Here is a 20,091-nt window from a genome sequence, read left to right as displayed (position 1 = left end):
CTGTCATGCTCACGGCTAAGGAAGCGCAAGATGGTTGTCAATATTTCCTGATTATTTTCGTAGGTCTTTAAGCAATTCGCACGGTCAGAACCTCTCACAATCCGGACGATACAGACCAAGCTTGACGAAACGTCATGCCCGGATGACGAATTATCTTTTGGCGTTCGCACACACCATGGTTAATCTTGCCTATCGTTAAGGCTACGAATTCAGAGAAAAATCCAAAATATCGACAGGGAGTCCACAATGAAAACAACAGCAATTCTGACCGCAGCGCTTCTGGCCAGCACTTCCATCGGCGCCTCTGCCGAGACACTGCGTTGGGCCCGTGCGGGGGATTCGCTCACCCTCGATCCGCATGCACAAAACGAAGGGCCGACCCACACGCTGGCCCATCAGATATATGAACCCCTGATTATCCGCGACATGACCGGCGCCTTCCAGCCGGCGCTTGCGACGGACTGGGCTCCCAAGGCGGATGATCCCAACGTCTGGGTTTTCAACCTGCGCCAGGGCGTCAAATACCATGACGGCTCGGATTTCACCGCCGAGGATGTGGTCTTTTCCATCACCCGTGCAAAATCCGAGAATTCCAACATGAAAGAGCTTTTGACCTCGGTGGTCGAAGTGCGCGCCGTGGACGATCATACCGTCGAATTCGTGACCGATGGGCCGAACCCGATCCTGCCCTCGAACCTGACCAACATGTTCATGATGGACAAAGGCTGGGCCGAAGCGAACGACTCCGTCACCGTGCAGGACGTCGAGGGCGGACAGACCACCTTTGCCTCCACCAACGCCATGGGAACCGGCGCTTACAAGCTGGTCAGCCGCGAGCCTGACGTGAAAACCGTCCTTACCCAGAACGAAAACTACTGGGGCAAGGACGAATTCCCGATGGATGTGACCGAGATCGTCTACACCCCGATCCAGAACGCCGCCACCCGCGTCGCGGCGCTTTTGTCAGGCGAAGTCGATTTCATTCAGGACGTTCCCGTGCAGGATCTGGGCCGCGTGGGCGAGACCGAGGGGCTGCTCGTCAAGACAGCGCCTCAGAACCGGGTGATTTTCTTCGGGATGAACATGGGCGCAGACGACATCGCCAATGACGATGTCGAAGGCAAGAACCCGCTGGCGGATGTGCGCGTGCGCAAGGCCATGTCCATGGCGATCAACCGCGACGCCATCAAGCAGGTGGTGATGCGCGGGCAATCCCAGCCCGCCGGCATGATCGCGCCCCCCTTCGTCAATGGCTGGACCGCCGAGATGGACAGCTCGGCCAAGACCGATATCGACGCCGCCAAGGCGCTGATGGCGGATGCCGGATATGGTGATGGCTTCTCGATCCAGCTCGACTGCCCGAACGACCGCTACATCAACGACGAGGCGATCTGTCAGGCCACCGTGGGGATGCTGGCGCAAATCGGTGTCACCGTGAATCTCGACGCGAAACCCAAGGCACAGCATTTCCCGCTGATTACCAATGATCAGACGGATTTCTACATGCTGGGCTGGGGCGTTCCGACCTACGATTCCGAGTACATCTTCAACTTCCTCGTTCACACCCGTGGCGAGGATCGCGGCAGCTGGAACGGGACCGGCTTCTCGAATGCGGACGTCGACGCGATGATCGTGTCGCTGGCCTCCGAGACCGACCTTGCCGCGCGCAACGAGACCATCCAGTCGATCTGGAACGTCGTGCAGGAAGAGCAGCTCTATATCCCGATCCACCATCAGGTGCTCAACTGGGGCATGACCAGCGCGGTTGGCACCGAAGTCAGCCCAGAGGATGACCCGAAGTTCAAGTTCTTCACGATGAACTGACGCGTATTCGGGCGGGCCGCATGCCCGCCCGGACATGCCGCGCCCCACCTATGGGGCGCGGTTTTCCGCATTGATCGGAGCCCCAGATGCTCGCCTATATCATCCGCCGCGTATTCCAGTCCGTGCTGGTCCTTCTGATCGTGGGGCTTGTCGCGTTCTCGATGTTCGCCTTCGTGGGCGACCCGGTCGACAACATGCTCGGCCAAGAACGCACCCAGGCCGATATCGAACGTCTGCGCCAGCAGCTTGGCCTCGACCGGCCCTTCATCGTGCAATACTGGCTGTTTCTCGAACAGGCCGCGCAGGGCAATTTCGGTCTCAGCTACCGACAGGGCCGCCCCGTGGCCGAGATCCTCATGGAGCGCTTGCCCGCAACGCTGGAACTTGCCTTCGTCTCGGGCCTTCTGGCCCTGTTTGGTGGCATTGCGCTTGGCATCTTCACGGCGATCCACCGTCGCGGCGCTGCAGCAAATATCATCATGACCCTGTCGCTGCTCGGCGTGTCGCTGCCTACCTTCCTGATCGGCATCCTGCTGATCTATGTCTTTTCCGTCGAGCTTGGCTGGCTGCCCAGCTTCGGGCGCGGCGAGGTGACGGATCTTGGCGGCTGGACCACGGGCTTTTTGACGGCAAGTGGTCTCAAGGCGCTGATCCTGCCGGCCATCACCCTTGGGCTTTACCAGATGACATTGATCATGCGGCTGGTGCGCACCGAAATGCTCGAGGTGCTGCGCATGGACTACATCCGCTTCGCCCGCGCCCGTGGCATCCGCGAAAAATCAGTCAATTTCCGCCATGCTCTGAAGAACACGCTGGTGCCGGTCATCACCATCACCGGCCTGCAACTGGGCAGCATCATCGCCTTCGCAATCATCACAGAGACGGTGTTCCAATGGCCCGGCGTCGGCCTTCTTTTCATCAACGCGATCCAGTTCGTCGATATCCCGGTGATGGCCGCCTATCTGATGATGATCTCGGTGATGTTCGTCGGCATCAACCTGATCGTGGACATGCTCTATTTCGCGATCGACCCGCGCCTGCGCGTCGACCGCACCGCAGGAGGGCACTGAGATGGCCGATACCAGCAACGATATCCGTCCCACCCGCCTGCGCCGCGTCTGGAACAGCGACATTGCCTGGTCGTTCCGCCATGCGCCGGTGGCCATGGTCTCGACGCTGATGGTTGTAGTGCTGATCCTCGGCGCAGTGCTGGCGCCCCTGATCGCGCCTCATGACCCGTTCAACCCAGCAACCTTGAACCTGATGAACGGCTTCACCCCGCCGGGCGTCGCCAACCAGTTCACCGGGGATTTCTTCGTGCTCGGCACCGATGATCAGGGCCGCGACGTCTTTTCGACGATCCTCTACGGGATGCGTATCTCGCTGTTCGTGGGCTTCGCGGCGGTGCTTCTGGCAATGGTGCTCGGCGTAACCCTCGGCCTCTTGGCAGGCTACGCAGGAGGCTGGACCGAAACGATCATCATGCGCATCGCCGATGTGCAGCTGACCTTCCCTGCGATCCTCGTGGCGATGCTGATCTTCGGGATCGCCAAGGGCATCACCCCGCCCGAATACCGCGACCAGATGGCGATCTGGGTGCTGATCCTGGCCATCGGCCTCAGCGATTGGGTGCAGTTCGCCCGGGTGGTGCGTGGTGCCACACTGGTCGAAAAGAACAAGGAATACGTGCAAGCCGCCCGCCTGATCGGGCGCACGCCCTTTGCCATCATGCTGCGCCACATCCTGCCCAATGTGCTCAACCCCGTGCTGGTAATCGCCACCATCAGTCTTGCGCTGGCGATCATCGCCGAGGCGACACTGTCCTTCCTCGGCGTAGGCGCCCCCCCGACCAAACCCAGCCTCGGCACGCTCATACGCATCGGTCAGGAATTCATGTTCTCCGGCGAATGGTGGATCCTGTTCTTCCCCGCCGCCACGCTTCTGGCGCTGGCGCTGTCGATCAACCTGCTGGGCGACTGGTTGCGCGACGCATTGAACCCGAGGCTCAGATGACCGCAACACCCGTCCTGTCCGTCCGTAACCTTGTCGTGGAAATTCCCACGCGCCACGGCGTGCTGCGCCCCGTCGATGCCGTCAGCTATGACATTCACGCAGGCGAAATCCTTGGCGTCGTGGGCGAATCCGGCGCCGGAAAATCCATGACCGGCAATGCGGTGATCGGCCTTTTGGACCCGCCCGCGCGGATCGTCTCGGGCCAGATCCTGCTGTCGGGCCAACCGGTCCACACCCTCAGGGGTGACGCCCTGCGCCGGCTGCGCGGCAAGCGGATGGGCATGATCTTTCAGGATCCGCTGACCTCGCTCAACCCGCTGCTCACCGTCGGCGACCAGCTGACCGAAACGATCCTCGAGCATCTCGACGTCTCCCCGTCCGAGGCCCGCAAGCGCGCCGTTGCAGCCCTCGAAGAGGTGGGCATCCCCGCCGCCCGCGACCGGATCGACAGCTACCCGCATGAATTTTCCGGCGGGATGCGGCAGCGCGTGGTGATCGCCCTTGCGCTCTGCGCCGAACCCGATCTCGTGATCGCCGACGAGCCAACGACTGCTCTGGATGTGTCCGTGCAAGCCCAGATCATCGCGCTCCTCAAGCGGCTTTGCCGCGACCGTGGCGTGGCGGTGATGCTGGTCACACATGACATGGGCGTCATCGCCGAGGCCGCCGACCGCGTGGCGGTGATGTATGCAGGCCGCCTGGCCGAGCTTGGCCCCGTGCGCGAGGTGCTCACCGACGCGCACCACCCCTACACCGCCGGTCTCATGGCGTCGACCCCGCTGGCAAGCCAGGGCCACCGCCGCCTGCGTCAGATCCCCGGTGCCATGCCCCGGCTGGGCAATCTGCCACCGGGCTGCGCCTTCTCGCCGCGCTGCGACCACGTGCAGGACCGCTGCCGCCACGATCCCGGCCCGACACTCGACACATGCGACGGCCGCGCCGCCTGCTGGTTCCCGCTGCGCTCTCAGGCTGACACCACCACCGACCGCGATCAGGAGGCCGAAGCATGAGCGCGATCATCCGGATCGAACATCTGACCCGCATCTTCGATGTCTCCAAACCCTGGCTCAACCGGCTGATCGAACGCGCCCCCCGTGCACTGCTCACCGCCGTGTCGGATGTCAGCTTCGAGATCGAGGAAAACAGCGTCTACGCCCTTGTTGGCGAAAGCGGCTCGGGAAAATCCACCATCGGCAAGATCATCGTGGGCCTCGTGCCGCCCTCGCAAGGCTCGGTCCTGATCGAGGGCGTGGATCTCGCCACCGAAAGCGACGCCGCCCAGATCGATGCCGTGCGCGCCGATATCCAGATGATCTTCCAGGATCCCTACGCCTCGCTCAACCCACGCTGGCGCGTGCGTGACATCATTGCCGAACCTGTGGCCGCGCGCGGCGGGGCAACCGCCGGGCTCGCAGAGAAGCTGCTGGAACAGGTGGGGCTCTCGGCGGCGGATGCGGGCAAATATCCGCATGAATTCTCCGGCGGCCAGCGTCAGCGCATCTGCATCGCCCGGGCGCTGGCCTCCGGCCCGAAGATCATCGTCTGCGACGAACCGACCTCGGCGCTCGATGTCTCGGTGCAAAGCCAGGTGCTCAACCTGATGTCGGACCTGCGCGAAGAGCTGGGCCTCACCTATCTCTTCATCAGTCATGACCTCACGGTGGTGCATCACATGGCAGACCGGATCGGCGTGCTCTATCTGGGCCGTCTGGTCGAAGAGGCCCCGCGCGATACGCTCTTCGCCGACCCCAAACACCCCTATACGCAGATGCTCTTCGATGCCGCGCCGCGCATGGATGCCTTCGGCCGCGAAGTGGATCCGCCCAAGGGCGAGATCCCCGATGCGATCAACCCACCCTCGGGCTGCGCGTTTCACCCGCGCTGCCCGCTGGCCATAGACCGCTGCAGCCGCGAGCGCCCCGAGATGCGCCGCCTTGGCGACACCCGCGTGGCCTGCCATCTGGCGGAATGACACCGCGCCCGAAATACGTTCGGGCGCGGCTTCTTCTGGCCGAAAATATCCCGGGGGAGGCGTTGAAAATCCCCGGATTTTCAACGTCGGGGGCAGAGCCCCCTACCCGTCGCCCTCATCCGCAGGCGAGGCGTTCAGAAGCCCATAACGCTCGGCGCCCAAGCTGTCATAGAGATCGATCTGCGTCTCAAGGAAGTCGATATGTCCTTCCTCATCGGCGATCAGCTCTTCGAACAGGTTTTTCGAGACGTAATCCGCCACGCTGTCACAGTGACTGCGCGCCTCGATGTAAAGCGTGCGCGCCTCATGTTCGGCGGCCAGATCGGCCTCCAGCGTCTCGCGCAGGGTCTCGCCGATCCGCAGCGCGTCCAGCTTCTGCAGATTCGGGTGCCCGCCGAGAAAGATGATCCGGGCGATCAGCTTATCGGCATGGTGCATCTCTTCGATGCTTTCCTCGCGGCTCTTCTTCGCGATCCGGCCATAGCCCCAGTCTTCCTGCAGGCGGTAATGCAGCCAGTATTGGCTGACCGCCGTCAGCTCGCTGCGCAACGCCTTGTTGAGATACTCAATTACCTTTTCGTCGCCCTTCATCGGTCACTCCCTGTGTCATGTCACGGCGCAGGCCGCGCAACTCCATCGGTACTTCAAACTTGTCGCATCCCTTGAGCGTGTCAACGAACCGCGGCAGACATCCGCCGCAATCGGCTCGTTTACCAAGGGCGCGATACACCTTCCCCGGTGTTATGATCGTGTCGGGATCCGCAGCCCGCATCCAGTCCACCGCGCGCCGGATATCCCCGTCGGTGATGGCCATGCAGTGACAAATCATCATGTCTTGTCTCCTCGTGTCCTTGTCGCCGGTCAATGCCGCGTGGCGCTGGCGGGTTCGGGGAAGCTGGCTTTTTGTCTCAATCCGGCTTGATACAGGTACAAGCCCGCTATGCGCGCGGCGTCCACCATCGGCAGCAGCAACGGCCCGTCCACCAGAAGCGAGGCGATCAGCATGGCGTCCTCGCGCTCACCCGTCGCCGCGACCATGACAAAATGCGCAAGGATCGCCTCATCCGAGCCCACGCAGCGGCACGCCTGGCCGTGTTGCGCCAGCGGACGGCGGCAATGGCGCTGCATCAGGCCCATCATCTCACTGAAAGCGCGCAGACACGCCCGCGCCCCGCTTGGCCCCAGCGTCGGCAAGAGCAGCGCCTCGACAGCACCCGGCCCGTCGCTCCATCTGCGCAGGCACAGCACCACCAGCGCCTCGCCCGGATCCAGCCTGTCCAGCGCAGAGACCGGAAAGGCGCCGACCATGTCCCTGTCATGCTTCATTTGGTCAGGATCAACTTGCCGGCGCGGGTGATGCGCAAGGTGTAGATCTGGCCGTCCAGCACGATCGTGGCCGTCTGCCCGCCATCGGTCAGGGCACGCGCGTCGTGGCTGGCGGGATCGGGTTGCAGCTGCGGCTGTGCGGATGTCTGCGCCCGGATCATCGTCCCGCCTCCACCCGGTCGAGCAGCGCCTCGAGCCAGTAATCAGAGGTCACGCCCCCCTGAAAGGCGGCGGCGAGAATATCCTTGCGCCATGCGTCACGCTCGCTTGGGGTGACAGCTTGGGGCGCGGGCGAAAGAGTATGGGACTGTACCATGCCAAAATTCCGTGTTGGGTCGTTTCTGATGCCGGCTGGTCCGCATGGGGTGGCGTGGCCCCACCAACCTGACAAAAATGATAGGATATGTCAATTCTGATTTTTTTAGTCGGAAATAAAAATCCTCTGCAAACATCACTGGTCAGTGGCCCGTTTGCTGACTTATACTTGGACAATTCCGGCCGGGCACACAAAGAGACTTCGCCATGTCGCTTCACCCCTACAGGCAAATGCCGATCACATTGCGCCCTCGGATCAAGTCCGACATGCGAACCCAGTTCGCGGCGCTGTGCTATCGCATGACCAACGACAAGCCGGAAATCCTTCTTGTGACAAGCCGCGGTTCCGGTCGATGGATTCTGCCCAAGGGCTGGCCGATTCCCGGCAAGACCCCCGGCGAATGCGCACTGACCGAAGCTTGGGAAGAAGCCGGCGTGCGGGGCAAGGCCCATGAGCAATGCTTGGGAATTTTCTCTTACAACAAAACCACCGATCCCAAGAACAACTTGCCCTGTCTCGGCCTCGTGTTTCCGGTCAAGGTCAAGGCTCTGACCAACGACTATCCCGAGGCCGATCAGCGCAAGCGCAAGTGGATGCGCCCGAAAAAAGCAGCCGCGCGCGTCGATGAACCTGAACTCGCCGCGATACTGCGCCATTTCGATCCCAAGGCGCTGATACGGTGAACCGCGCGCGCCCTCTTGATCCCGCATCCCCCGGGGTTAAGTTCAGCGGGTAACTGACGTGATGACCCCATGATACAATTCACACTCAAATGTGACCGGGATCACCGGTTCGACAGCTGGTTCCAGAGTGCGGCCGCCTTCGACAAGCTCAAGGCGTCCGGGATGGTCTCCTGTGCGGTCTGTGGATCGACCAGCGTGGACAAGGCGCTCATGGCCCCCCGTGTCGCCGTCAGCCGCGCGCCGCAGGACCGCCCCGAAGACCGCCCCGAACCGGGCGCCCTCAGCACCCCGAGCCATCCGGCAGAACAGGCCCTCGCCGAGTTGAAAAAGCGCATCGAGTCGCAATCCGAATATGTCGGCATGAACTTCGCGGCCGAAGCCCGCCGCATCCATGCCGGCGACAGCCCCGAACGCCCGATCTATGGCGAGGCCCGTCCCGACGACGCCCGCAAACTGATCGAAGACGGCGTGCCCGTGGCGCCTCTGCCCTTCGTGCCGGGCCGCAAATCGAACTGACCTCGGCGTATCCGACCAAGGCCTGAAGGAGCGTTTTTATGCATATCGTCATCACCGGGGCCAATCGCGGCATAGGTCATGCCCTGATGTCACATTACCGGGCCGAAGGGCATGTCGTGACCGGCACCTCCCGCGAGGGTGGCGCGCTGGCGCAACTTGATGTCACCGATCCCGCCAGCGTCGCGGCCTTTGCGCAGGCGCTCGAGGGGCGCGCGGTGGATCTTCTGGTCTGCAATGCCGGCGTCTATCTGGACAAGCACGAAACACTGACCAAGGGCTATCCCGCGCAGATGTGGGCCGATACCTTTGCCGCCAATGTGACCGGCGTGTTCCTCTCGGTGCAGGCGCTGCTGCCCAATCTGCAAGCCGCACAGGCGGGCAAGATCGCGATCATCTCCAGCCAGATGGCCAGCCACACCCGCGCACCGGGCGGAAGCTATGTCTACCGCGCGTCCAAGGCGGCGGCGCTGAACCTTGCGCGCAACCTCGCCGCCGATCTTGCCCCCCTACAGATTGCAGTCGGCATCTATCACCCCGGCTGGGTGCGCACAGATATGGGCGGCGATGCCGCCGATATCTCGGTCGACGAATCCGCCACGGGGCTGATGGCGCGCTTCGCCGAGCTTGGCCCGGACAGCACCGGCTGTTTCCTGACATGGGACGGCCGCCCCCACCCCTATTGAGCCGTACATATACAGCGCCAGCCGCTCGCCAAGCCGTGACTTGCCCGACTGTTTGCGCCGTATTAGTATTCCGTCGGATACCACACCCTCAGGACGCGATCAGCACGGGATGCAAAGCGCGATGCACCATTATCTGTCACGGATCGGCACGCTGTGCCGTGGCGCTGCAGCGACGCTGATCGCACGGCTCTGGCCGGGTCATACGGTGCGCGATGTGGATCGCAGACTTGCCGCCTGTCCGGCCCGCCAGCAAGCGATGGTGACCGGCGGCGTGATGCTGGTTCTGCTGCTGCTCAGTCTTTTTGCAGCGCAGTTCGGCTGGATCGGAATCCTGCTCTTCTGGCTCGGCGTCATCCTCGTCGCGCGCTGACCAAACAGGCCTTTGCCGCATGCCGCCGCATGCTGATTTCTGACATTTTCGTTATCCCGAAATCCAATGGTTCACCCATGTCGTAACCCTTCCATAACCAAGGAGGTTGACATGGAAATCGTCGCAATACTGGCACTTGGAACTATGGGATTTGTCGCTGCGTTCGCGTTTCTGAGCGTGCGTGCGATGGAAGAGCTTCGCAACAGCGACACACCGAAATCCGCGCTGTCGCGTGACGGCGCACAGGAACGGCTCAAAGTCGCAGCCCGCGTCAGCGAAGCCGGGTAACCGCATCGCGCGGCGGCGCATACGGCGCCGCCGCCTCATCCGACCCGGCAGCCTGATCCAGACCGGTTACCATTTTCTCGGGGGCTAGAATGACAGATATCGCAGACCTGCAAGACCGCACGCTGATGATCGTCGAGGATGATGACGCGCTGCGCACGCAACTGGCCAAGGCACTCGGCAAGCGTGGCTTTTCGGTCACCACCTCGGCCTCCGTCACCGGCGCGATCGGCCTTCTCGAACCCTCTCCGCCCGCCTTTGCAGTGGTGGACCTGCGACTCGATGATGGCTCGGGCCTCAGCTATATCGAAGCCCTCAGCACCCGGCGTCCGGATGCGCGCCCCATCGTGCTCACCGGCTATGGCAACACGCCCACCGCCGTCGCCGCCGTGAAACACGGCGCGATCGACTATCTGGCCAAACCCACGACCGCCGATGAGATCGTCGCGGCCCTCCTCGCCCCTCGCGAAGGGCGCGCAGCGCCGCCCGACAATCCGATCGACCCGGATGCCGCGCGGCTGGAACACATGCAGCGCATCTACCGCGAAGCTGGCGACAACACGACCGAGGCCGCGCGCCGCCTGAACATGCATCGCCGCACGTTTCAACGCCGCATGAAAAAGCTGCGCGAAACGATGCAACGCGCCAGCCCCGTCTGATATCCGCCTGAGATCCGGGCGCAGCCGACCCTGCATAAATCGGCAGTCATCGACAGCTTGTATCTTGCTCTTGGCCGCAACCAAGCGTAAACCCCGCCCGGATTGCAGCCAGGGATAGGCCCATGCCCGTTCTCGTGATGAAATTCGGCGGCACATCCGTCGCCACGCTCGACCGCATTCGTCGTGCCGCCAAACGCGTCGGCGTTGAGGTGGCAAAGGGCTATGACGTGATCGTCATCGTCTCGGCCATGGCGGGCAAGACAAACGAACTCGTCGGATTCGTGAACGAAACCTCTCCACTTTACGATGCGCGCGAATATGATGCCGTCGTCAGCTCGGGCGAGAACGTGACCGCCGGCCTCATGGCGCTCACCTTGCAGGAAATGGACATCCCCGCGCGCAGCTGGCAAGGCTGGCAAGTGCCGGTCAAGACCACCTCGGTCCATTCCGCCGCCCGGATCGAGGATATCCCCCCCGACAACATCAACGCCAAATTCGCCGAAGGCATGCGGGTCGCCGTCGTCGCGGGCTTTCAGGGCGTCAGCCCCGAAGGCCGCATCACCACGCTTGGCCGGGGTGGATCGGACACAACAGCCGTGGCCTTCGCCGCCGCCTTCGACGCCGAACGCTGCGATATCTACACCGATGTCGATGGCGTCTACACCACCGATCCGCGCATTTGCGACAAGGCCCGCCGGCTTGACCGGATCGCCTTCGAGGAAATGCTCGAACTGGCCTCGCTCGGCGCCAAGGTGCTGCAGACCCGTTCGGTCGAACTTGCAATGCGCTACAATGTGAAGCTGCGCGTGCTCAGCAGCTTCGAGGAACAATCGGATGACGCCGGCACCCTTGTCTGTGCCGAGGAGGAAATCATGGAATCAAATGTCGTCAATGGCATCGCCTATTCGCGCGACGAGGCGAAGATGACCCTCATCTCCGTGGCCGACCGCCCCGGCATCGCCGCCGCCATCTTCGGCCCGCTGTCCGATGCCGGCGTGAACGTGGACATGATCGTGCAGAACATTTCGGAAGAGGGCCGCACCGACATGACCTTCTCCTGCCCCACGGATCAGGTGCTTCGCGCCGAAAAAGCGCTCCAGGCGGCCAAGGAACGCGGCGAGGTCAATTACCATGATCTGGTCGCCGACACCAATGTTGCCAAAGTCTCGGCCGTGGGGATCGGGATGCGCAGCCAGTCGGGTGTGGCCGCCAAGATGTTCAAGACCCTGTCCAACGAGGGCGTCAACATCAAGGTCATCGCCACTTCCGAGATCAAGATTTCCGTCCTGATCGACAGGAAATACATGGAACTCGCCGTCCAGGCCCTGCATGATGCCTTCGGGTTGGACAAATCCGCCTGAACCCGTCACCCTGCTCGGGTGGGCCACAGGTGTAGCCCCAAGTGACTCGGTCAGAAACCCACGGCATTTGCAATGACGCATGACTTCGAGACCGACAGCCGCCAGATGCTGGGCCGCCTGCGCTCGGTCATGGCTGAAGAGGCGGCAGGCCAGCAAAGGCTGGACCGCATCACGCTGCTTATCGCCGAAGAGATGCGCACCGAAGTCTGCTCGATCTACCTCTTCCGCGACGAGGAGACCCTCGAACTCTGCGCCACCGAAGGCCTGAACCCCCAGGCGGTGCATGAAACCCGGATGCGGCTTGGCGAAGGGCTTGTAGGCCGCGTGGCCCGTACCGGCGCGATCATCAATACCGACGACGCCCCCGGCACGCCCGGTTTCCGCTACATGCCCGAAACCGGAGAAGAGGCCTATCGCGCCTTCCTCGGCGTGCCGATCCAACGCCTCGGCGAGATGCTCGGCGTGCTTGTGGTTCAGTCCCGCGAGGCGCGCATCTATTCCGACGAGGAAATCTACGCGCTCGAAGTGGTCGCCATGGTCATCGCCGAAATGGCCGAACTGGGGGCTTTCGTGGGCGAAGGTGCTGCCATGTCCGCGCGCCACCAGCAGGCGGTGCTGTTTCGCGGCACATCCGCCCAGGAAGGCGCCGCCCAGGGCCATGTCTGGCTGCACGAACCCCGCGTGGTGGTCACCAATCCGATCGCCGACGATCCCAAACGCGAGCTGGAGCGCCTGCGCGAAGCGGTCGACCAGTTGCGCGTCGGCGTCGACCGGATGCTGTCCACGGCGGTGGGCGGCGACAAGGACCAGCTGCAGGTGCTCGAAGCCTACCGCATGTTCGCCAATTCCAAGGGCTGGATGCGGCGCATGGAAGAAGATATCGACCGCGGTCTCTCAGCCGAAGCGGCGGTGGAAAAGGAACAATCCACGGCGCGCGCCCGGATGTCTCAGGTCTCGGACAGCTATCTGCGCGAGCGGCTGCACGATCTGGACGATCTGAGCAACCGTCTGCTGCGCATCCTCACCGGCCAGGGCAATCAGACCGGTGCAGAAATGCCCGCCGACCCGATCCTGATCGCGCGCAATATCGGCCCTGCGGAATTGCTCGATTATGGTCGATCGCTCAAGGGGATCGTGCTCGAGGAAGGCTCGGTCGGCTCACATGCGGCAATCGTCGCACGTGCCCTGGCCATTCCCCTGGTGATCCATGCCGAACGTGTAACCACCGAGGCGTTGAACGGTGACAAGATCCTCGTCGATGGCGATCAGGGCATCGTGCATCTGCGCCCGGACGACACGGTCGCCTCCGCCTTCCGCGACAAGATGGCCATGCAGGCGCAGGCGCAGGAACGCTACGTGTCGATCCGCGACAAACCGGCCGAAACGCTCTGCGGCACACGGGTCACATTGCTGATGAATGCGGGGCTCATGGCCGACCTGCCCAGCCTCGACAGCTCGGGCGCCGAAGGGGTGGGCCTTTTCCGCACCGAATTGCAATTCCTGGTGCGCAACCACATGCCCAAACGGGCCGAACTCAGCGGGCTTTACGCCCGCGTGATGGAGGCCTCCAAAGGCAAGCGCGTGGTGTTTCGTACGCTCGATATCGGCTCCGACAAGGTGCTGCCCTACATGAAGGCCGTGAACGAGCCCAACCCCGCCTTGGGATGGCGGGCGGTGCGCGTCGGTCTCGACAAACCCGGTGTCATGCGCATGCAGCTGCAGGCGCTGATCCGCGCCGCCGCAGGCCAGCCCCTGACGGTGATGTTTCCCTTCGTGGCGCAGCGCGAGGAATACACCGCCGCCAAGGCCGAGATGGACAAGGCGCTGGAGCGCGAGCGCATCCTCGGCCACCCCCTGCCCGCCTCGCTCGAAGTGGGCGCGATGCTCGAAACCCCGTCGCTCGCCTTCGCCCCGGACAGTTTCTACCGCGAGGTCGATTTTCTGTCGATCGGCGGCAACGATCTCAAGCAATTCTTCTTCGCCGCCGATCGCGAAAACGAACTGGTCCGGCGCCGCTACGACACGCTCAATGTCAGCTTCCTGACCTTTCTCGAAAGCATCGTCGAGCGCTGCAAGAGCCTTGGCACACCGCTCAGCTTCTGCGGTGAGGATGCGGGCCGCCCCGTGGAAGCCGCGTGCCTTGCCGCGATCGGCCTGCACAGCCTGTCCATGCGCCCGGCCTCGATCGGGCCAGTGAAATCCATTCTCCGGCGCACCGACCTCACCGAACTGCGCCGCGTGATCCACGAGGCCCGCGAGACCGGCACCCAATCGGTCCGCCCTGCCGTGATGACCTATCTGCGCGGCAAACTCTGAACCCGCCACAGCCGGAATTTTCAAGAAAATTCCGGTCTGGGGGCTCTGCCCCCGACGTTGAAAATCAAGCGATTTTCAACGCCTCCCCCCAGGATATTTTCGCCCAGAAGAAACGCGCATGTGGCGCCTCTTTCATCGTTCCCCCAATACTCCCGCCGGAGGCCCCCATCCGTTTTCCGCGCACCGACAGGATACCGACGCTATACCGACGTGATACCGACCGCCTTACCCAAGACGTTCGCGAAACGCCTCGACCAAATCGGCATGATCGCGGCCGCTTTCGATCGCCAACCGCCGCAGCCCGAAATGTACATGCGCCATCTGTTGATAATAGCTCGTATAGGCATAGTTCGTCGCAGCCCCAGCAGCCGCCCCCAGGACCGGCACGGTCTGGGCTGCCAGTTTCTGGCCCAGCACCGTCGCGAGCCGGGGCGCGACGCGCGCGATCATGGCGCGCATCGTGGTGCCGGTCAGCGCCAAACGCGTGCTCAGAAAGGCGAGATCGGCCCCATCGTCATGGTCAAGCGGCCCTGCTGCCGCGAAGACCTGAACGCAATCGAAGCGCACCGCTTGTTCCTCGGGGGAAAATCCCTGCTCGATGGCGGCGTCCTGAATGGCGCGCAACAGAATGGTCGTGGTGATCGGCAGTTCGGCCAGAGCGGTGGGCAGCCCGCCCCACCCGCCGGCAGCCCCCATCGCCGTGGTCAGCGCCCGGGTCATCCAGCCGGGGCTTTCGGCCACCAGCCCGCGCGAGCGATGTGCCGCCTCCATCGCTCGGGTCAGCGCATCGACAGTGGCGCTGTCGAGCCTGTCGCGCACGGGGCCCGGCAACCGGTCGAGCAGGTTTTCGGCCTGTCCGCCGATCAGGTTCAGGACCTGCAATCCCGGCGAGGCCGCCCGGGCATGGCGCGCGGCCAGATCATCGAGATGACGCGAGACCTCTGCGGCATCCATCGGTTTTGCAATGATGTCCATGGCGGCGCCCTTCCGACGGTTCGTCATCAAGATCGGCGCTTGCGCCGTGCTTTTCAAGCACCGCGCTCGACCTTGCCGGTGATCTTGTCCCAGGCCCCGGGTTTGAGCTCCAGTCCAAGCACACGGGCCGGGTTGGTGGGCGGCGGCATCTCGATGCCCGTCAGGCGGCGAAACCCGAACCGGCCATAATAGGGTTCATCCCCGACCAGCAGCACCCGGTCCCAGCCCTGCGCCGCTGCGAGCACAAGGCTTTCGCGGATCAGCCAGCCGCCCAGACCCTCGCCCTGCCGTGTGGGATGCACCGCCACCGGCCCCAGAAGCAGCGCCCGGCGCCCGGCCACCTGCACGGGCCAGTAGCGGATCGCGCCGGCCAGAATTCCGTCATCGTCACGCGCCACAAGGCTGAGGCCCCGGACAGGCGGGACCCCATCGCGCAAGCGATAGGATGACAGCGCCTCGCGACCCGGCGCAAAGCACAGGTCATAGAGCGCTTCGATTTCCCACCAGTCCTCATCGGTTTCCGGGCGCAGCTCGGACACAGCGCAACTCCTTGCAAAATCGGCTGGATTTGCGCGTAGCACGCCGTTAGGTCTGGCACAAACCCAGAAAACAAGCGAGGCGCTCTCTGATGTTCTATCGTCCCGAAGACGGCCACGGCCTGCCGCACAACCCGTTCAACGCCATCGTGACACCCCGCCCCATCGGCTGGATTTCCAGCCGTGGCAAGGACGGGCAGGACAACCTTGCGCCCTATTCCTTCTTCAACGCCGTGGCCTATGTGCCGCCGCAGGTGATGTTCGCCTCGACCTCGGCCAAGGCGGATCGGGGCGACACCAAGGACAGCGTCGCCAATATCCGGGAGACCGGCGTGTTTTGCGTCAATATCGTGGAATACGCCATGCGCGACGCCATGAACCAGACATCAGGCGCCTGGGACAGTGACGTGGACGAATTCACGCTCGCCGGGATCGACCGTGCCGAGTGCGACACCATCGCCTGTTCGCGTGTGGCTGGCGCGCCGGCCAATCTCGAATGCAGACTCACCCAGATCGTGACCCTGCCCGGAGAAGCGAATGTCGCGGTCTTCGGAGAGGTGACGGGCGTTCACATGCGCGACGACTGCCTCAAGGACGGTATGTTCGATGTTCTGGCGTTCAACCCGCTGGCCCGCCTGGGATATCGTGACTACACGGTCGTGCGCGACACGTTCGCACTCAACCGCCCGGGCGAATGACCCAGTCCGCCGGATCGCCAATGAGGGCCAACCGTTAGCGGGGGAACGCGTCGCTGAAACCTGCCTGCCGTGTGCGGACCAACCCGGCTTGCAGCTCTTGTGCAGAGCCGAATGGCCCGGCAAGCACGAGCGTATAGGTCTGTCCCCCACGGGTGATCCGGCCCATGCGCGCAGGCAATCCGGTGTTGGCCAAACGCTGTGCCGCAGCGCGCGCATTACCGTGATCGCCGAACATGCCAGCCTGCACATACCGCTTGCCGGACTGTGCCGCCTGCGCCTTGGGCTGCTGCGACCGGGTCGAGATGACGGCCCTTGTCCCACCCTCGCCGGAGCGCCGCACCTCGGCCATGCCAAGGGGCTGGCGGTCCGACGCAGAGCTTCGGACAGTGCCGTTTCGCGTCACCCGGATCGGATCGGGCACCACACGCCCTTGCGTTGCGACGACAATACCGGCCGCGCGCTGCTGCTCGAAACTGGTGAACGGATAGCGCAACCCGGGAAAGCGGAAACTGACATCACGCCCCGTGCGCGTATCGATCAGATAGCGCGGCACGGTTTTCGACCAGATCACTTCCATATTGGCCTTGCCATCAAAGTTTTGATGCGCACGATAGGGGTTGAGCCTGTCATCCTCCCAGACTTTCTTGTAGCCGTGCGGCACGGTAATGCCCTGGGATTTCACTTGCTGCTCATAGACATGCCGCGGCACGACCCGCGTTTGGCCAGTCACCGCCACCTGACGCGAAACAGGCGCCAGAACGCGCGCAGACCCTGCATGAACAGGGACCTGTGGCACCACGGTCAAATCCGACCCACGTGCAGCGTAAGGCTGGGTCACGACCACGCGTCGCACCTTGGCGCCGCTTCCGCCACCGCCTTCGATATAGGTCACATGCGCGCTTGTCTGCGGACCACAGCGCACACCTTCGCCCGTGGAATACCGCGCCGACACGCCGGTCAGCCCCGGACAGGAGGACACCACCTCCCGGCGCGCTGCCGGTGCCATGACAACGGCTGGCGCCGTCACGACGGGCAAGGTCCTTTGGGCCGGTGGCTGGGTGACGATCCTGACAGGCGCAGGCGCCGCGGCAGGGGCTTGGGCGGGTGCGACGCGGCGCTGCTGCACCGTCACAGGCTGCGGGCGCGGCGCAGGTGCTGGGGTTGCGACACGCGCGGGACCCTGTGTCACCGTGCGGGCCGGCGCGGTCCGCGCAGGCGCTGTGGCCGGCGCAGCTGGCGCTGTCTGAACACGGGTTGTCTGGGTCGGGGCGGCCGCTCTGGGGGCGGTCTGGGCGGGGGCGGTCTGGGCGGGCGCGTCAGCCGTCCGGCTCAATCCCGGAAGGCTGGGCTGAAACCCGCAGACCAGTTGGCGCGAACGTGTCACGCGCGGCACCCAGGTGGTCGCACCACCCACACCGGCCCGGATGAACACGCAACCGTTGCTGTCGACATATTGGCGTCCGGCAAAGGATGCCGGCGGTATTTCTGCGGGAATGGCGTTGGTTGACGATTGCTGTGCGGGCGCATTTTCGCCCAAGCCCAGAACCGCGACAGCAGCAATCGCAACGACTTTGAAAACTCTCATGACACACCCCGGAACAGACGGACAAAGTCTGCCCGATTTGTTCCGGTTAGTAAACAACGAATAGCTTATTTTGTGCCATACATGCGGTCACCCGCATCACCTAGTCCCGGAAGGATATATCCTTTGTCGTTCAGCCGCTCATCCAGCGCCGCCGTGACAATCGGCACATCGGGATGCGCCTCCTTCATTCGGGCCACCCCTTCGGGCGCGGCCAGCAGGCACAAGAACCGGATATGCTTCGCCCCCGATTGCTTCAGCAAATCCACCGCCGCCGCCGAGGAATTGCCCGTCGCCAGCATCGGATCGACCACGATCACCATGCGCTCGTCCAGATAATCGGGAACCTTGAAGTAATATTGCACCGGCTTCAGCGTCTTTTCGTCCCGGTAAAGCCCCACGAAGCCCACCCTTGCAGACGGGATCAGCTCCAGCATCCCATCCAGCAGGCCATTGCCCGCCCGAAGGATCGAAATCAGCGCCAGCTTGCGGCCCGCCAGAACCGGGGCGTCCATCTCCTGCAGGGGCGTTTCGATGCGTCGCGTGGTCATGTCCAGTTCATAGGTGACCTCATAGGCCAGAAGCTGACTGATCTCGCGCAGAAGCTGCCGGAACACGGCGGTCGAGGTGTCCTTTTCCCGCATGAGCGTCAGTTTATGCTGGATTAGCGGGTGTTTGACGACGGTCAGATGCTCTTTCATCTCGGGATCCTCGAATGTGCCGGTCTATGCGTTCACCCTGTTTTTCAGAAACCGCCGCCAAGGGCAACGGGATTGGGCACTGCGTCTAGGGCAGAAAACTGCGCCCCGGCCCCCGCTCAGGCAGCTTGAGATGCGCGGCAACACTGGCGGCCACATCCACAAAAGCCACTTTGCCGATCTGTCCGCTCCCCAGCCCCGCCACCAGCACCGGCACCCGCTCACGGGTATGTTCGGTGCCGGGCCAAGTCGGGTCATTGCCATGATCGGCGGTCAGCACCATCAGATCGCCGGGTCGCAGGCCCGGCAGGATACGGCCAAGCGCCGCATCGAACCATTCCAGCGCCCTCGCATAGCCCTCCACATCGCGGCGATGACCATAAAGGCTGTCGAATTCCACGAAATTGGCAAAGGTCAGGCTTCCCGGCTCGGCCCTGTCGACCGCGCGCACCAGATGGTCCATCAGCTCGGCATCGGTGCCCTTGTGGACATCATCGATCCCCCGCATCGAGAAGATGTCCCCGATCTTTCCGATGGCATGCACCTTGCCCCCCGCCTGCCGCACCCAATCGCACAGCGTGGGCGCGGGCGGCGGGATGGCAAAGTCGCGCCGGTTGGTGGTGCGCACAAAGCCGGTGTCGGCATCCCCCACGAAGGGCCGCGCGATCACCCTCCCGACGCGCATCTTATGAAGCAACGGCGCCACCGCGCGGCACAGATCAAGCAACCTCTGCAGCCCAAAGGACTCCTCATGGGCCGCGATCTGAAACACACTATCCGCCGACGTATAGCAGATCGGCCATCCCGTGCGCAGATGCTCGGCCCCCAGCCGGGCGACGATCTCGCTGCCCGAGGCGTGGCAATTGCCCAAGATACCTTCGGTACCCGCGGCATCCGTGACCGCCTTGACCACCTCATCGGGAAAGGCCGGCTCCTCATCCGGGAAATAGTGCCAGACCCAAGGCACCGGCACCCCCGCCAGTTCCCAATGGCCCGTTGGCGTGTCCTTGCCGGGCGAGGCTTCGGTGGCGCAGCCCCACAGCCCCTCTGGCTCCGTCCCTAGCCCCGGAGTTTCATCACCCGAAGCCAGCCGAACAGCCGCCCCCAGCCCCAGCCGGTCCATCACCGGCAGATGCAGACCACCGGGGCGGGCCTGCGCGATATGGGCGACCGTGTTGGCGCCCCTGTCCGACCGCCCGCCACCAAAAAACCGCGCCGCATCCGGCGCCCCACCGATGCCCACCGAATCGAGCACCACGAGAAAAGCGCGCGCCATCC

Annotated in this window: 24 protein-coding genes; 14 read left to right on the top strand and 10 right to left on the bottom strand. The window is 63.5% G+C overall.

Translation table 11 applies throughout. The features are described 5' to 3' along the window. Positions 1-246: 246 nt before the first annotated feature. The 5 genes from RAZWK3B_RS18315 to RAZWK3B_RS18295 all read left to right on the top strand — a co-directional run bounded on the left by RAZWK3B_RS18315 (position 247) and on the right by RAZWK3B_RS18295 (position 5,809). On the top strand, positions 247-1,824 hold the full coding sequence (locus RAZWK3B_RS18315) for an ABC transporter substrate-binding protein (RefSeq protein WP_007817810.1): 1,578 nt from the start codon (positions 247-249) through the stop codon (positions 1,822-1,824). Positions 1,825-1,910: 86 nt separating this feature from the next. After that, positions 1,911-2,894, top strand: coding sequence for an ABC transporter permease (locus RAZWK3B_RS18310; protein WP_007817807.1), 984 nt, complete (start codon positions 1,911-1,913; stop codon positions 2,892-2,894). 1 nt (position 2,895) lies between these two features. Next, positions 2,896-3,837 carry an ABC transporter permease gene (locus RAZWK3B_RS18305; RefSeq protein WP_007817805.1) on the top strand — a complete coding sequence of 314 codons (942 nt, stop codon included), beginning with the start codon at positions 2,896-2,898 and terminating at the stop codon, positions 3,835-3,837. After that, positions 3,834-4,847: an ABC transporter ATP-binding protein gene (locus RAZWK3B_RS18300; RefSeq protein ID WP_007817803.1), complete on the top strand. Its 1,014-nt coding sequence runs from the start codon at positions 3,834-3,836 to the stop codon at positions 4,845-4,847. The genes RAZWK3B_RS18305 and RAZWK3B_RS18300 overlap by 4 nt, the downstream gene beginning before the upstream one ends. After that, a complete protein-coding gene (locus RAZWK3B_RS18295; RefSeq protein ID WP_007817801.1) occupies positions 4,844-5,809 on the top strand; it encodes an ABC transporter ATP-binding protein in 966 nt (321 codons plus the stop codon). Before RAZWK3B_RS18300 ends, RAZWK3B_RS18295 begins: the two co-directional genes overlap by 4 nt. A gap of 102 nt (positions 5,810-5,911) precedes the next feature. Here the strand turns inward: RAZWK3B_RS18295 and bfr are convergent, their stop codons facing one another. The 5 genes from bfr to RAZWK3B_RS21320 are packed head-to-tail and all read right to left on the bottom strand — an operon-like array spanning position 5,912 to position 7,451. Further along, positions 5,912-6,400, bottom strand: coding sequence for a bacterioferritin (gene bfr, locus RAZWK3B_RS18290; protein WP_007817799.1), 489 nt, complete (start codon positions 6,398-6,400; stop codon positions 5,912-5,914). After that, positions 6,375-6,641, bottom strand: a complete 267-nt coding sequence (locus RAZWK3B_RS18285) for a (2Fe-2S)-binding protein (RefSeq protein ID WP_007817797.1) — start codon at positions 6,639-6,641, stop codon at positions 6,375-6,377. Before RAZWK3B_RS18285 ends, bfr begins: the two co-directional genes overlap by 26 nt. Positions 6,642-6,670: 29 nt before the next feature. After that, the gene (locus tag RAZWK3B_RS18280; RefSeq protein ID WP_037296251.1) at positions 6,671-7,135 is read right to left on the bottom strand and encodes a hypothetical protein; all 465 of its coding nucleotides are present in this window, start codon (positions 7,133-7,135) and stop codon (positions 6,671-6,673) included. Next, complete coding sequence (locus RAZWK3B_RS20750; RefSeq protein ID WP_007817793.1) at positions 7,132-7,296, bottom strand: hemin uptake protein HemP; 165 nt, start codon at positions 7,294-7,296, stop codon at positions 7,132-7,134. Before RAZWK3B_RS20750 ends, RAZWK3B_RS18280 begins: the two co-directional genes overlap by 4 nt. Then, a complete protein-coding gene (locus RAZWK3B_RS21320; RefSeq protein ID WP_007817792.1) occupies positions 7,293-7,451 on the bottom strand; it encodes a hypothetical protein in 159 nt (52 codons plus the stop codon). The genes RAZWK3B_RS20750 and RAZWK3B_RS21320 overlap by 4 nt, the downstream gene beginning before the upstream one ends. 206 nt (positions 7,452-7,657) lie before the next feature. Between RAZWK3B_RS21320 and RAZWK3B_RS18275 the strand changes: the two genes are divergently transcribed. The 8 genes from RAZWK3B_RS18275 to ptsP all read left to right on the top strand — a co-directional run bounded on the left by RAZWK3B_RS18275 (position 7,658) and on the right by ptsP (position 14,324). Further along, complete coding sequence (locus tag RAZWK3B_RS18275; protein ID WP_007817790.1) at positions 7,658-8,134, top strand: NUDIX hydrolase; 477 nt, start codon at positions 7,658-7,660, stop codon at positions 8,132-8,134. A gap of 69 nt (positions 8,135-8,203) precedes the next feature. Then, complete coding sequence (locus RAZWK3B_RS18270) at positions 8,204-8,650, top strand: DUF1178 family protein (RefSeq protein ID WP_007817788.1); 447 nt, start codon at positions 8,204-8,206, stop codon at positions 8,648-8,650. Positions 8,651-8,688: 38 nt separating this feature from the next. After that, on the top strand, positions 8,689-9,333 hold the full coding sequence (locus RAZWK3B_RS18265; protein WP_007817786.1) for an SDR family NAD(P)-dependent oxidoreductase: 645 nt from the start codon (positions 8,689-8,691) through the stop codon (positions 9,331-9,333). A gap of 121 nt (positions 9,334-9,454) precedes the next feature. Continuing rightward, entirely contained in the window at positions 9,455-9,703 is a 249-nt protein-coding gene (locus RAZWK3B_RS18260) for a hypothetical protein (protein WP_157132318.1), read from the top strand. A 111-nt stretch (positions 9,704-9,814) separates the two neighbouring features. Further along, entirely contained in the window at positions 9,815-9,991 is a 177-nt protein-coding gene (locus RAZWK3B_RS21315) for a hypothetical protein (RefSeq protein WP_007817782.1), read from the top strand. An 89-nt stretch (positions 9,992-10,080) separates the two neighbouring features. Next, on the top strand, positions 10,081-10,647 hold the full coding sequence (locus tag RAZWK3B_RS18255; protein WP_007817780.1) for a response regulator transcription factor: 567 nt from the start codon (positions 10,081-10,083) through the stop codon (positions 10,645-10,647). Positions 10,648-10,769: 122 nt separating this feature from the next. Further along, positions 10,770-12,008: an aspartate kinase gene (locus RAZWK3B_RS18250; protein ID WP_007817778.1), complete on the top strand. Its 1,239-nt coding sequence runs from the start codon at positions 10,770-10,772 to the stop codon at positions 12,006-12,008. A gap of 72 nt (positions 12,009-12,080) precedes the next feature. Beyond that, entirely contained in the window at positions 12,081-14,324 is a 2,244-nt protein-coding gene (ptsP, locus tag RAZWK3B_RS18245) for a phosphoenolpyruvate--protein phosphotransferase (protein ID WP_007817776.1), read from the top strand. A gap of 225 nt (positions 14,325-14,549) precedes the next feature. Here ptsP and RAZWK3B_RS18240 read toward each other — a convergent pair whose 3' ends face one another. Together RAZWK3B_RS18240 and RAZWK3B_RS18235 are read right to left on the bottom strand one after the other, a co-directional pair. Continuing rightward, positions 14,550-15,299: an EcsC family protein gene (locus RAZWK3B_RS18240; protein ID WP_037296259.1), complete on the bottom strand. Its 750-nt coding sequence runs from the start codon at positions 15,297-15,299 to the stop codon at positions 14,550-14,552. Between the two features lie 53 nt (positions 15,300-15,352). Beyond that, positions 15,353-15,838: a GNAT family N-acetyltransferase gene (locus RAZWK3B_RS18235; protein ID WP_007817772.1), complete on the bottom strand. Its 486-nt coding sequence runs from the start codon at positions 15,836-15,838 to the stop codon at positions 15,353-15,355. Positions 15,839-15,927: 89 nt separating this feature from the next. On the opposite strand from RAZWK3B_RS18235, the gene RAZWK3B_RS18230 reads away from it, so the two are divergent. After that, complete coding sequence (locus RAZWK3B_RS18230) at positions 15,928-16,533, top strand: flavin reductase family protein (RefSeq protein WP_007817770.1); 606 nt, start codon at positions 15,928-15,930, stop codon at positions 16,531-16,533. A 34-nt stretch (positions 16,534-16,567) separates the two neighbouring features. On the opposite strand, the gene RAZWK3B_RS18225 is transcribed toward RAZWK3B_RS18230, so the two are convergent. The 3 genes from RAZWK3B_RS18225 to RAZWK3B_RS18215 all read right to left on the bottom strand — a co-directional run bounded on the left by RAZWK3B_RS18225 (position 16,568) and on the right by RAZWK3B_RS18215 (position 20,089). After that, a complete protein-coding gene (locus tag RAZWK3B_RS18225; protein ID WP_007817768.1) occupies positions 16,568-18,118 on the bottom strand; it encodes an SPOR domain-containing protein in 1,551 nt (516 codons plus the stop codon). A gap of 65 nt (positions 18,119-18,183) precedes the next feature. Further along, a complete protein-coding gene (gene upp, locus RAZWK3B_RS18220) occupies positions 18,184-18,816 on the bottom strand; it encodes a uracil phosphoribosyltransferase (RefSeq protein WP_007817766.1) in 633 nt (210 codons plus the stop codon). 85 nt (positions 18,817-18,901) lie between these two features. Further along, the gene (locus RAZWK3B_RS18215; protein WP_007817764.1) at positions 18,902-20,089 is read right to left on the bottom strand and encodes a phosphopentomutase; all 1,188 of its coding nucleotides are present in this window, start codon (positions 20,087-20,089) and stop codon (positions 18,902-18,904) included. Positions 20,090-20,091: the final 2 nt, after the last annotated feature.

It is taken from the genome of Roseobacter sp. AzwK-3b, assembly GCF_000170875.1.
Taxonomy (GTDB): domain Bacteria; phylum Pseudomonadota; class Alphaproteobacteria; order Rhodobacterales; family Rhodobacteraceae; genus Roseovarius; species Roseovarius litoreus.
The sequence above is the reverse complement of the archived record's forward strand: the minus strand, read 5'-3'. Positions and strand labels throughout refer to the sequence as shown.